This is a genomic window from Wolbachia endosymbiont (group A) of Conops quadrifasciatus (assembly GCF_964027015.1).
Lineage (GTDB): Bacteria > Pseudomonadota > Alphaproteobacteria > Rickettsiales > Anaplasmataceae > Wolbachia.
In genome coordinates this window covers 169,653-182,482 of record NZ_OZ034722.1, presented here as the reverse complement: position 1 = coordinate 182,482, position 12,830 = coordinate 169,653, and the positions used below count along the sequence as shown (strand labels likewise).

Genomic DNA, 12,830 nt, shown 5'->3' with positions numbered 1-12,830 from the left:
CCGAGGTAGCCTAAAAAACTCCATCAATGATTTGACCGTTCCTCCCAAAACCATGCTAAACGACGGGCACTTATGGCACCAGTGAAAATTTCGGTTATAACTTCAGAGGCGCTTCCTATACAACTATACTTAAAAACTACTAAAAACTTAAATTGAGGAGTTTCTTCCTGGTTTGACAGATTTCTTCTGTTCGGTGCTAAATGGTGAGCTTGTTGTACGTAATCATATCACGGAAGAGGAAGTAAAGATTCCTAGAGATTTTCATTACCTTAAAGTCGTTAAATCCGATCATGATGATTATAAATTAACGTTTTGTAATTTTTTAGGTAATGAGTTTTTTGAATATAAAAAGTATGATCCACAATATTCTGGCGTTTCAGATGAATATAAGTTTGTGGATTTTGGTAGTGTAAAAAAGACTCATAATCTAAAATTTAAGGAATACGTTGGTCATGCACCTAAGTTTTTTGCTGCAGAAGGGCCTATTGAGCCTGGATCTCAAAACCATGCAATTGATCTATTTGAGCTAGTCAAAAGTGGTAAAGGTAGCAAAGTGGGAACCCTCGCTGATGAATTTGGTTATTTTGATGATCAAAATAAATTACATTATTATAATTATCACAAAAGTGCTGAAAGTAATATTTACAATCTTGAAAATTTCAGTGTAAAAATGATCAATGTAGATGTGAGCAAAATCGATAAATTCTACCTTATTGCGGAACAAGGTGATATAATCATTCATCCTATTTTGGAAAATTTAGACATATTTTAAAGTTTTTTAGAGTATCTAATCTTATTGTTATTATAATTGGGTTTGGTAGCATTGTGTTATGGAAAATAAATTGCTTGAATCAGTAAAAAACAAAAGTTATTTCAGTAAAGCAGTCGAATGGTACTGCCATAGGTATCTGTTTTGTGTAGCAGAAAGATCTTGGATGGCATTAATAGTATCGCTTCTCCTAGTATGCTTATGTTTATTAATATTAAACATATACCTGTTATTTCCTGTTAAAAAAGATTTAAATTTTGTGAAGTACATGAACCACACAGAAGATGAGTTCTCTGCAATGCATAAGCTCAGTTTCAGTAAAAAGGAAGATGAATACACTTCCACAGCGAGGTACTTAATAAGTAAATACATTGAAATATACGAGTCCATTAAGGTCGTTGAATCGAAGTACCAAGAAAATTTTATAAGAAACAATTCTATACATAAAATCTATCAAGGCTTTCAGGAAAAAACGAACAATGAAGCTGTTAGTTCACCTTCATCCAAAAGAAAAACTGCCAACATAAATGTAATAACATTATCTATTGATCGATCGACCAAGGACTTAGTTACATTTGCTGGAAATGCTACTGTAGTTTTTACAACCGAGCAAAATAAGGAGGTGAAAGATCATACTGTGGAGATTAGCTTCACTTTGTCGAGTATAAAAGCAACTCTGGCTGGTATAATACCATTTAAATTTATTGTTAATGGTTATAAATACAGATTTTAAAATATTACTTGGTAGCTAAAAAAAATAACTAAAGTGCATGTAGCAGTAATAACTGGAGGTAAAACTAGAAGAATTGGCGTTTTTTTAATAAAGTAATTCTGAGAAGGTTTTAAGAAAAAGGCATTGTAAATTATCGGTAAAAAGTACAGAGCATTAAGTATAGTACTAACAATTAACACTAGAGTTACAAACACAGAAAGTATTACATTGCCAGAGTTGAAAACAGCTTGAAAAATGAGAAATTTACCCCAAAAAGTCGGAGCAGGCGGCACCCCTATCATAGACAATGCACCTATAGCAAATGCTGTCATGCTAATTGGCATACTGCGTCCTATACCGTGAATCTTATCTATATATTTCTCACCTGTTTTCGTTATTATTGCTCCGGCGATGAAAAACAAAGTGATTTTTGCAAATGCGTGGCAAACTAATTGAAAAATTGCAACCCTCATGCTGAGCTCACTAAAAATTGAAGCAAATAATATAATATACGACAATTGAGAGATGGTAGAGTAAGCAAGCAATTTCTTTAATTCTTTTTGCTTTAATGCAATCAATGATGCAGTAATAATAGTAAATCCAGCAGCGTACGGAAGCCACCCTCCAGCGAACCAATTTTGCTGCACAAAACGTTGCATGTTATCGACGCCGAAAGTGTATAATATAACTTTTATGATGATGAAAACTCCGGATTTCACAACAGCAACAGCATGTAATAGTGCACTCACAGGAGTTGGTGCAACCATTGCTTTTGGTAACCAAAAATGCATTGGCATTAATGCAGCTTTTCCTATTCCATAAATCAGCATAGCAAAACACACTGTAATGAAAGTGATGAGTGAAGTATCAAATTTGAATATTCCACCACTTACAAAGTCTAAAGTATGAAATTCATTATATAAAAGGCCTATTGCAGGAAAAAATAATACTAAAGAAGAGAAAAATAGCACGCCAAAGTAATAGCGCCCTGCAATCATTGATTCATTTGTTGAGTTGTAAGTAACCAGAGGGTATGTACTAATAGTTAGAAGCTCATAAAAAACAAATGTAGTAAGCAAATCTCCAGAAAAAGCAATAAACATTGCACAGCTAATCGATATTGAAAAAAAGCATAGAAAACTTGAGTGATTGCTATCAGCATAGTTATTCTGCATATAACATATTGCATATATACTGGTTAGTATCCATAAAAACGATATTAATAAACTGAATATTACTCCGGTAGACTCTAGCTTTAAACTAATGTGCAAATTATTACCAAAATCCATGAGAATAAATTGAGAATGATCACCATATACCCAATATAAAGTGCACAGACACGTATACGTAAACAGAAGTACAGAAGAAATGACAGTAATACTATTGTTCACTCCGGGCCATTTACCAGTAAAAAAGATAACAAAAGCACTTAAAAGCGGAATCAACGCAGTAATTAATAAGTAATTCTCAGTAATTAAAAATGGTAAGGAAAGATACATTAAGATATAGTCCATTAAATTTTCTATTTAGGTAAAGCTAGAATTATACTCAAATCATAGAAAAACCGCCATGTTTTTTTGGCAAACTAGTTGTTTGTGTATGCTATAGCTAACACGTCATACCGCCGCGGTATCTCGGCATAGATTCCGCTAACTAGTAGCGGAATGACGAATTTGTTGTTTTTCAAATTGTCGGTAAACCTAAGTCAGTTTAGCTATATAGATAGCATAAAGTCAACTGCATAAATTGAAACAATATCTGCTAGACGCAAATTATAACAAATGCAGTAGCGTAATCTCCATCTTCACTCAGAGAAAGATGAATCTTGTAGTCCTTTGAGATGAAATCCTTTCTGACAGCAATATATGGTTTTCCTCTTACATCGCTGTATATTTCTATATCTTTCATTATAATGCCCTGGCTAAATCCAGTACCTCGTGCTTTAACAAAAGCTTCTTTTGCTGCAAAGCGTTTGGCAAAATACCTTGCTCGCATTTCTTGACTATTATACTTTCTACTTAGCTCTATTTCTTTTTCAGTGTAGATTCTATTGAGAAATTTTTCCCCGTATTTTTGTAATATTCTCAATACTCTTGGTATATATACTATGTCAGTGCCGATACCGCGTATCATTTTGTGCTAAAGCAATTTATTGCTTCCTCAATCTGCATTTCTTTTACCTCTCCAGCTGCTCTATTTTTTACTTCAACTATATTTTCATCTATTGCCTTTTTTCCAACAATTATTTGCCACGGCAAGCCTATCAGATCCATTCTAGAAAATTTTACTCCTATACTTCCTTCCGTATCATCGTAAAGCACTTCATCACTTTTCAAAGCTTTGTATATTTTATCTGCAGCCTCCGTTACTTTCGTTTGTAAATTGATTAAACCAATTCTGAAAGGAGCTACCGCTTCTGGCCAGATAATTCCCTTATCATCATGAAAAGCTTCTATTATTGCACCGACAAGCCTTGAAACCCCAATGCCATATGAACCCATATGCATGTTGACATTTTTTCCATCTTGAGAAGTAACATTTGCCTTCATAGGCTTTGAGTATTTGTCGCCAAAATAAAAAATATGCCCTATTTCAATACCTTTACTAACATTTAACTGCTCTTGCGGCACAAGGCAAGTTTTAGGGTCGTGCATATCATCTGCAACTGCATATATATTCTTCAAACTTTCAACATCTTCACTTTCCAGTAGTTCAGAAAATTTATTGTCATAATATAAAGTGCTCTCACCAGTGTTTGCCAATATATGAAACTCGTGGCTCAAATTTCCTCCAATTGGCCCAGTGTCCGCTCTCACTCCAATTGGAGTAAGTCCCATGCGTTTGAAGATTTTTATGTAAGTTTTGTACATCAAATTATATGAATTCAGTGCACCTTCGTAATCTACATCAAAACTGTATGCATCCTTCATCAGAAATTCCCTACCCCTCATAACACCATAACGTGGTCTTACCTCATCACGAAATTTCCACTGGACATGATACAAACAAAGTGGCAAATCTTTATAACTTTTTACCACATCTCTAATTAGATCAGTTGCTACCTCCTCATGCGTTGGACCGAAAAGCATATCTTCCTCATGCCTATCCCTTATACGTAGCATTTCCTTACCGTAATCATCGTAACGTCCCGATTCTCGCCAAAGATTTGCTGGTTGCACACAAGGCATTAATGCTTCAATTGCACCAGATTTATCCATTTCATCTCTGATAATATCTTCAATATTCTTAAGCACGCGCAGACCAAGCGGCAACCACGTATAGATGCCAGATGCTATCTGCTTTATTAAACCTGCACGTAAAGAATATTGATGGGAGATAATTTTAGCATGGGTAGGCTTTTCCTTTAGAGTTGGTAGGTAATATTTGGATAAACGCATATAATAGACCTGATTGTATTAAGTAATCTTAATACAATCAGACCTGTAGGTAAACTTATTTTAAAAAAGAAGGGAAGTGTGTGGTACTTCCCTTGATAATTTTATAGCTACCGTGGTCTTGGTACAACATTTTCATCCCGCTAACACGTAGCGGGATGACAGCAGTCCTACGTCATGCCGCCGCGGTATCTCATCCGCTAACACGTAGCAGGATGACGAGGTTATCGTCATGCTACCGCAAACCGTCATAGGGACTCCGCCAACAATATTGGAAGAAATATGAAACTTGAGAAAACTATTTCCCGAAAGCTTCTACAAAAAGAACAGAGAGTTGAATTTATTTATAGAGCTAGTGATCAAATAACCATATGTCTCGATGAATAACATATGGGAGAGCTAATGGGCAACAAGAAATTAATAGTTTGTATTCGTTGTAGTTATGAAGTGAATAGATTAGCAGAGTTGTATCTATTAGATGCATATGAGAAATTAGTGTTAAGTAAACCAATACAAGTGAGCAAAAAGGAAGAAAACTCTGAATGTAAGAAAGTAGATTTGAGGAGGGTTAAATGGTAACAGTTAGATTATATGCAAGAGTTTCTTCAGGGAGACAAGCACAAGAAGGTACAATAGCAAGTCAAATTGCTTCTATAGAGAATCAAATTAGTATGGACGGATATAAATTATTAAATGAATATAAATTTATTGATAATGGTTCTAATATAATCCGTCCTGGTTTAGAAAAATTACGTGATAAAATAGCAGAAGGTAGAATTGATAAGGTTTATATTCATTCTCCTGATCGTTTATCTCGCAAGTATGCATATCAGATAGTATTACTTGAAGAGTTCAAGAAACTAGGAGTAGAAGTCATTTTTTTAAATTAGCGATAATCCAGAATCTCAATTACTATTATAAATGCAAGGTATGATAGCAGAATATGAACGTGCAAAAATCATGGAACGAAGCTGCAGAGGAAAGATTTATGCAGCCAATAAGGATTATATAAGTGTAATGAGAGCTGCTCCTTATGGCTATCATTATATAAATAAAAATACAGAGACAGGACAAGCCTTATTTGAAATTTATGAAGAAGAAGCTGAAGTTATGCGTAAAGTATTTTTTTGGGTAGGAAGAGAAAGAGCGAGTATAGGAGAAGTATGTCGTGGGCTAAGTGCTATGTCCGTTATGAAGCGAACAGGAAAAGAATATTGGGATAGGGCTGTAGTTTTGAGTATGTTAAAAAACTCTGCTTATAGAGGACAAGTAGCTTTTGGTAAAACAAGGTTAGGCATAAAATTAAAACATATAAGACCAAAAAAAACTCCTGCGAGCAACCAAAAGATAATTATTCTACTTATCCTGTTCCAAAAGAGGATTGGATTTATATTAAAGTACCTAGTATAGTAAACGAAGATTTATTTGATATAGTTCAAGAACAATTAGCAGAGAATAGAAAAATAGCAAGAACAAGACAAAGAGGAGCAAGATATTTATTGCAAGGTTTAGTAGTATGTAAGCTTTGTAATTATGCATATTATGGTACTAGCACTGCAAGGAATAAGGAGGAAAAAAAACTAATAATCAGGTGTATTATCGTTGTATTGGCACGGATTCATACCGTTTTGGTGGTAATAAAATGTGTAACAACAAATTAATTCGTACAGATACATTAGACATAGCTGTGTAGGAAGAAGTAAAGCATCTATTAAAAAATCCGAATAGAGTATTAGAGGAGTATAAACGAAGACTTTCAGAACTTAAAAAATCACCACTAGATCAAAAAAGCGCTTTGCTTGAAGCACAAGAAGATAAATTAAAACGTGGTATTGCAAGGTTAATTGATAGTTATGCTCAAGAATATATTGATCAAGAAGAATTTGAGCCAAGAATTAAAGCAATGAAACAAAACTTAAAAATGGTTGAAGAACAAAAGAAAAAAACATTTGATCAGAAAAAACTCACACAAGAGTTCACTCTAGTAGTAACAAATTTAGAGGGATTTTCCTCTAGTATTAACTCAAGTCTTGATAATGCAGACTGGCTAACTAAACGTGATATTATTAGAACGTTAGTTAAGCGAATTGAGATTAATTTTGAGGATGTGAACATCGTGTTTAGAGTGAAAGAGCTTCCAGACTCTTCTCATGGGGAGAAAAATCAATACTTGCAATGTTGTTGTAGGGGTAGTCATCCCGCTGCTTGTTAGCGGGATCTAGAGATACTGCGGCGGTATGACGTGTTGCTTGGGTCAGCTATACCTTTTTTCTACTTAGTTTGGGTTATGCAAGAAGTCTATTATAATCAGGCTTTAAGTGTGCGGAAGTAATTTTTTGCATTAGAGTAAAAAATTTTTCTATAGCTAATCAAAGTGGGATCAAGAGAAACTTACCACTTTCTTTACAAAGGGTTTGATGTTACCATTTGATGAACTATTCTGAATTTATTGAATGAACATTAACATAAAGAATCTAGTTCATGCTTTTTCTAAATTGCCAAGTTTAGGACCATCATCATCACGCAGGTTGGTTATACATTTACTCCAAAACAAAGAGAAAGTTATGCTACCACTTGTATCTTTGATTAAAGAGCTAGCAGATCTTATAGTAGAATGTGAGATTTGCGGAAATCTAGATACTAAATCACCTTGTTCTATTTGTACTAACCCAAAACGTGACACTAAGTTACTGTGTGTAGTAGAAGAATTGGGTGATCTATGGGCGTTTGAAAAAGGAAATATATATTCAGGTTTATACCATGTTTTGGGGGGCAGATTGTCTGCAATAAACGGCATAGGTTCAAAAGAACTTAACCTTGATACTATTCTGGAAAGAGTGACAAAATCTAAAGTTGAAGAGATAATTATTGCAATTAATCCGACATTAGAGGGTCAAGTTACTGCACAATATATAATTGAATTGCTAAAAAATTTGGATGTGAAAATATCACGTCTTGCTTGCGGCATACCAATGGGCGGAGAAATTGACTACCTAGATGAAGGAACGCTGAGGATAGCACTTACTTCAAGACAAGAATATGAGTTAAATATAAAATAAGGTATGTGCTTAAAAAAACTTGTATCGTTAATAACGTTCAAGAAGAAAGAAATAGCGCCACCACTTCAAGTGGCGGCTTGGGAAAATGACCGTCTAAACTATAAGCAATTTTCAGGCAAATTCAACACTATAATTAAAACGATTGATCAGTCTTTTACAATAATATCTTTAGAAGGATATGACGGATGGGGTAAGACGTTTTTTCTGAAAGAGTGGGTAAAAGAGTTAAAACAGCAAAATGAAATTGCAGCTTACTATAACGCATGGGATATCAATGCACTGGATCAACCACTTCCTTCTTTTTTAAATTTTCTATTTGAAGATTTATTTGCATCGTATGAAGTAAAAAGAAGCGTTATACAACAGTTCAAGAACATAAACCAAGAACTATTTTCTCTAAACACACTAGGAAAGCTGATCAGTAAATCTCCACTTGCTATGCTTTCCGTATTGCTTGACGCTACAAAAGAGGCTGATAGGAAAGATATTGGTTCTGTACTGAGAGAGTTGAATACTCTTCAAAGAAGAGAAGAAAACATTAAGGATTTTAAAACACAATTGGCAAAAGTAGTTAATAGAATTAGAAAAAACAAAAACATTTATATAATGGTGGATAATCTTGATGTGTGCCGCCCTAAATTCGTTGTCGATTTTTTGGAATCTATAAAGTATATGCTTGATTTGGAGGGGCTGGTTTTCATTATTTCTGTAAGTAAAGATAAGAGCAATGTGCATAAAGCCATTAGCACGATACTTGGACCAAATTTTGACCTAAAATCTTTTACTGATCTCTCTTTACATTTACCGAAGCAACCGATAGAAAAATTTACAAAAGAACTATTTGAAAATATTAAATTACCGAAAAAGTCAAAAAATTTGATTGTAGATAGTTTTATATTTTATGCAGAAAGCCTTTTACTATCGTTAAAAACAATAGAATACTGCGTAAAAAAAATAAAGCTGTGTCTTCTGAATTACACAAGAGAAGAATTACCTGCTCCAAATTTGTTTTCGTTTTTGGTAATACTGCAATCAGTAAATACTGATTTGTATGAGGAGTTAGATTCCTCATTTCAAAGAGCATTGGAAAAAATTGAAAATGAATATAAATCTTTAATTCTAAATGGTCAAGAAGAATGGGAAAAACTTAAAACCTCTCTAGAAGCTGCTTTTGCAGAGAAGGAATCAAAAATTAACAAAGCTATAAAGGATATAATATTTTGAAAAGATACCCTACCTTTGCATATACAAAGATAGGGTAATATTTGATTAATGCCCCTTTACTATGTTATTACCTTGTTCAAACTTTCTGATTAATTCGCTTACGTTGACATTAGATAATTTTTTACCTGCAGATTTGTCATTATGTGAAGCATCAGGTTTACGAAGGTCTTCCTTACTGTTACTCCTAGTAATATTAAATCTGACAATGTTTGAATTATTAGACTTATCGCTTATATCTGAAATATTGCTTTTTTCACTACATGAAGACGAATTACTCGACATATTGTCTAAGCTAAAGCGCTTTTTACCTTGATAGATTGGATTCCAATCAAGTGGATTGTAAGTTTTTTTGCTAGTCTCAACCTTTTGGTTATTTTACTGTTTAGGAGAAAAACCAAGTTTTTCTCTTTCTTTCTTGCTTAGCGTTTTGAGAAATTTTACGGTTTCTAATTCATCAGTTGCTTGTACTTGATGTAAATCAAAGCTTTTTTGATGGTTATCCTGCTTAACATTTTCCATCATTTTATCTTTTATTGTTCTATCCTCATCATCAGAAGTGCTGCTACTAACATCACTGATACCACTATCCCCTGAATCACGCCGTTGTTTGTTGGAAGTGCTAACGCTTACATGAATATAGTCTTTCATGAGTTTTTGCATTAGACCTGCTGCAAAAGGTGATTGAAAAAATAATGTGAGAGAAGTAGAAGAAGAATAAGCAGATTGAGTAAGGTAAAAAAATGAGCTTTAGTTACTATAACATGAAGAAACACCCAAGAAACTTTCGTAGTATAACAGGTTTAACTATAGAGGAGTTCGAAAAGGTAGTGGAAAAAGTGAGGTCTGGGTGGGAAAGACTTGAAAAACAGAAAAAGTGCCATGGTAGAAGATCACAACTACCAACTCTAGAAGATAAGTTATTTTGCGTAATTTTGTACTATCGCACTTACATAACACATAGATTTTTAGGGTGCCTGTTCAATGTTCACAACGCAAATGTATTTAGGTTACTGAAGAAAATAGAGCCATTACTTGCCAAAAAAGTTACTATAACAAAAGATAGAAGTATGACACCAGAAAAAATACTGAAGATTCTGGCTGATGTTACAGAACAGCAAATACAGAGACCAGAAGATAGTAAAAAACGGAAGAAATCATATTCAGGAAAAAAAAGAACCAACACTATGAAAACTGAGATTGTTATCGAAGAAGGTGGAAGAATTTTATCAGTGTCAAATTCATATCGTGGTAGAATTAATGATTTTCGCATAAGGAAACAAGAAAAATATTTACCAATCGATAGCATAAAATATGCCGATTCTGGATATCAAGGTTGGCAAAAATTGCAAAGCAATGTTATAATTCCATATAAAAAGTATCGTAAAAAGCCATTAACTCCAGAGCAGAAAGAGCATAATAGAAGATTAGCATCATTTAGAATGAGAGTAGAAAATAAGATCCATGAGATAAAGATATTTAAGATTATGTCTCATGTTTACCGCAATTTTCAGAAAAAATACAACCTGAGGTTCAATATTATTGCTGGTATTGTGAATCTTAAGCACGCCTTTTAGTTAACCTTGATTTTAGTCACCCTCCTTTCCTTCTTTTTATTGCTTGATTCTCAGCAGGTCTTAAGAAATTGTCAAAAGTCTCAAAAAGATGAGTTAAAATAAAAAGAAGAATATTGGAAGTTTAGTTGTTTACACTTTCATGCTATTCCCATAGCATCATATATTACTTAACCTTGCAATAATTTTTTTATTCTTGCTGCTTCTTCAAACTCTAAATTTTCAGCATGCTCTATCATTTGCTTTCTCAAGTCATCCTTATTAGTATTTACTTTTGGTTCTGCTATTGCCCTCTCCTGTAAGGTGTTTGATATAGGTTTTATTATAGTCTTCGGGACAATATTGTGCAATATATTATGTTCTTCTTGTTTTTTTCTTCTTCTTTCAGTCTCTCTTAATGCACGATCTAAAGAACCAGTGATTTTATCTGCATACAAAATTACTCTACCTTCAGCATTACGCGCAGCACGACCGATCGTTTGAATGAGCGATGTTTCTGATCGCAAAAATCCTTCTTTATCAGCATCTAAAATTGCAACCAAACCACACTCTGGAATATCAAGACCTTCCCTAAGCAAGTTAACACCTACTAAAACGTCAATTTCTTTAGATCTTAATTTACATATAATTTCTATTCTCTCCAGCGCACCAATATCAGAATGCAAATAACTCACTCTCATATTTAATTCACTCATATATTCAGCTAAATTTTCAGCCATTTTTTTTGTCAGTGTAGTGATTAAAACACAAAATCCCTTTCTTATTGTCACTTGTGCCTCATGAATTACATCATCAATTTGACTCTCTATTGGTTTCACAATGCAGATTGGGTCTGTAAGCCCTGTTGGACGAATAACTTGCTCTATAAATACGTTATTGGTTTGTGCTAACTCATACTTTCCGGGAGTAGCTGAAATGTAAATAGTCTGCGGCCTAACTTCCTCCCATTCTTCAAATTTTAATGGACGATTATCAAAAGCGGAAGGGAGCCTGAAGCCATAGTCAATCAATTTCTTTTTACGCGCCTCATTACCACTGTACATTGCACCAATCTGAGGAACGGTGACATGACTCTCATCAACAAATAAAATTACGTCTTTGGGTAAATATTCAAACAAAGTAGGCGGTGGATCCCCAGCTTCCATTCCATAGAGATAACGCGAATAATTTTCAATACCTTTACATATTCCTGTTGTTCTCATCATTTCAATATCAAAATTAGTGCGTTGCTCGAGGCGCTTTGCTTCAACAATCTTGTTTTGCAAGTAGTAATAATCCAAGCATTCATGCAGCTCTTTTTTGATTAGCTCAACTGTCTGCAACAGAGTCTCACGTGATGTAATATGATAGCTGTTTGGAAAAATGGTGATTGTATTTAGGCTTTTGGTAATATTACTCGTTATAGCATCAATTTCAGAAATTTCTTCTATTTCATCACCAAGCAGCGATAAACGCCAAGCTTTATTTTCATAATAGGCAGGAAATATATCGATAATATCGCCACGTACTCTGAAATATCCTCTCTCAAACCTGGTATCAGAGCGCTTGTATTGGAGATCAGCTAAGTTACTCAAGAAATCATTAACATGAATTTTATCTCCAACACTTAAAGATATAGTCATGCTGCGGTAGCTTTCAGGCGAACCAAGACCGTATATGCAAGAAACACTGGCAACTACGATCGTGTCCCTGCGCTCCAAGAGGGAGCAAACGGCAGAATAACGCAGCATGTCAATTCTGTCGTTGATTGCAGAGTCTTTTTCGATATAAGTATCAGTTTGCGGCAAATAAGCTTCGGGCTGATAGTAATCATAATAAGAAATGAAATATCCAACAGCATTATTGGGAAATAATCCTTTCATTTCCTCATAAAGTTGTGCTGCTAAGGTTTTATTGTGTGCCATGATCAGCGCAGGTCTGTTTGTCCTTGCTATAACATTTGCCATAGTGAAAGTTTTCCCAGAACCAGTAACCCCAAGTAAAACTTGGTCTCTTTTATTGCTATTTAGCCCCGCAATTAAACTATCGATTGCCTGCGGTTGATCTCCAGCGGGTTGAAAATGTTTAGTGATTTGAAATTTCATAGACTTTACTTACTAT

At 34.2% G+C, this 12,830-nt stretch carries 15 protein-coding genes; 9 read left to right on the top strand and 6 right to left on the bottom strand.

Features of this window, described 5'->3' with window-relative positions; all coding sequences use genetic code 11:
- Positions 1–172: 172 nt before the first annotated feature.
- Together AAGD69_RS00970 and AAGD69_RS00965 are read left to right on the top strand one after the other, a co-directional pair.
- Positions 173–772 (top strand): hypothetical protein, encoded by a 600-nt coding sequence (locus tag AAGD69_RS00970; RefSeq protein WP_341812268.1) that lies wholly within the window; start codon positions 173–175, stop codon positions 770–772.
- Positions 773–830: 58 nt separating this feature from the next.
- Positions 831–1,502, top strand: a complete 672-nt coding sequence (locus tag AAGD69_RS00965) for a VirB8/TrbF family protein (RefSeq protein ID WP_341812267.1) — start codon at positions 831–833, stop codon at positions 1,500–1,502.
- Here the strand turns inward: AAGD69_RS00965 and AAGD69_RS00960 are convergent.
- The 3 genes from AAGD69_RS00960 to proS all read right to left on the bottom strand — a co-directional run bounded on the left by AAGD69_RS00960 (position 1,499) and on the right by proS (position 4,879).
- Positions 1,499–2,995 (bottom strand): proton-conducting transporter membrane subunit, encoded by a 1,497-nt coding sequence (locus tag AAGD69_RS00960; protein WP_341812266.1) that lies wholly within the window; start codon positions 2,993–2,995, stop codon positions 1,499–1,501. The two genes, AAGD69_RS00965 and AAGD69_RS00960, sit on opposite strands and share 4 nt — an antisense overlap.
- A gap of 247 nt (positions 2,996–3,242) precedes the next feature.
- Positions 3,243–3,614: a holo-[acyl-carrier-protein] synthase gene (locus AAGD69_RS00955; RefSeq protein ID WP_341812265.1), complete on the bottom strand. Its 372-nt coding sequence runs from the start codon at positions 3,612–3,614 to the stop codon at positions 3,243–3,245.
- Positions 3,611–4,879: a proline--tRNA ligase gene (gene proS, locus AAGD69_RS00950; RefSeq protein WP_341812264.1), complete on the bottom strand. Its 1,269-nt coding sequence runs from the start codon at positions 4,877–4,879 to the stop codon at positions 3,611–3,613. The genes AAGD69_RS00955 and proS overlap by 4 nt, the downstream gene beginning before the upstream one ends.
- A gap of 399 nt (positions 4,880–5,278) precedes the next feature.
- On the opposite strand from proS, the gene AAGD69_RS00945 reads away from it, so the two are divergent.
- The 6 genes from AAGD69_RS00945 (at position 5,279) to AAGD69_RS00920 (ending at position 9,159) form a co-directional block, all read left to right on the top strand.
- Entirely contained in the window at positions 5,279–5,455 is a 177-nt protein-coding gene (locus AAGD69_RS00945; protein ID WP_341812263.1) for a hypothetical protein, read from the top strand.
- Positions 5,449–5,766, top strand: coding sequence for a recombinase family protein (locus AAGD69_RS00940; protein ID WP_341812262.1), 318 nt, complete (start codon positions 5,449–5,451; stop codon positions 5,764–5,766). Before AAGD69_RS00945 ends, AAGD69_RS00940 begins: the two co-directional genes overlap by 7 nt.
- Before the next feature lie 31 nt (positions 5,767–5,797).
- Positions 5,798–6,286 carry a recombinase family protein gene (locus AAGD69_RS00935; protein ID WP_341812212.1) on the top strand — a complete coding sequence of 163 codons (489 nt, stop codon included), beginning with the start codon at positions 5,798–5,800 and terminating at the stop codon, positions 6,284–6,286.
- A 385-nt stretch (positions 6,287–6,671) separates the two neighbouring features.
- Positions 6,672–7,088: a hypothetical protein gene (locus AAGD69_RS00930; protein ID WP_341812213.1), complete on the top strand. Its 417-nt coding sequence runs from the start codon at positions 6,672–6,674 to the stop codon at positions 7,086–7,088.
- Positions 7,089–7,329: 241 nt separating this feature from the next.
- Entirely contained in the window at positions 7,330–7,935 is a 606-nt protein-coding gene (gene recR / locus AAGD69_RS00925; protein WP_341812261.1) for a recombination mediator RecR, read from the top strand.
- 3 nt (positions 7,936–7,938) lie between these two features.
- On the top strand, positions 7,939–9,159 hold the full coding sequence (locus tag AAGD69_RS00920) for a P-loop NTPase fold protein (protein WP_341812260.1): 1,221 nt from the start codon (positions 7,939–7,941) through the stop codon (positions 9,157–9,159).
- 45 nt (positions 9,160–9,204) lie between these two features.
- On the opposite strand, the gene AAGD69_RS00915 is transcribed toward AAGD69_RS00920, so the two are convergent.
- Complete coding sequence (locus AAGD69_RS00915) at positions 9,205–9,441, bottom strand: hypothetical protein (RefSeq protein WP_341812259.1); 237 nt, start codon at positions 9,439–9,441, stop codon at positions 9,205–9,207.
- Positions 9,442–9,534: 93 nt separating this feature from the next.
- Complete coding sequence (locus AAGD69_RS00910; RefSeq protein ID WP_341812258.1) at positions 9,535–9,819, bottom strand: hypothetical protein; 285 nt, start codon at positions 9,817–9,819, stop codon at positions 9,535–9,537.
- A gap of 101 nt (positions 9,820–9,920) precedes the next feature.
- On the opposite strand from AAGD69_RS00910, the gene AAGD69_RS00905 reads away from it, so the two are divergent.
- Positions 9,921–10,733, top strand: a complete 813-nt coding sequence (locus AAGD69_RS00905; RefSeq protein WP_410529856.1) for a transposase family protein — start codon at positions 9,921–9,923, stop codon at positions 10,731–10,733.
- Positions 10,734–10,900: 167 nt separating this feature from the next.
- Here the strand turns inward: AAGD69_RS00905 and uvrB are convergent, their stop codons facing one another.
- Positions 10,901–12,814 carry an excinuclease ABC subunit UvrB gene (uvrB, locus tag AAGD69_RS00900; protein WP_341812256.1) on the bottom strand — a complete coding sequence of 638 codons (1,914 nt, stop codon included), beginning with the start codon at positions 12,812–12,814 and terminating at the stop codon, positions 10,901–10,903.
- Positions 12,815–12,830: the final 16 nt, after the last annotated feature.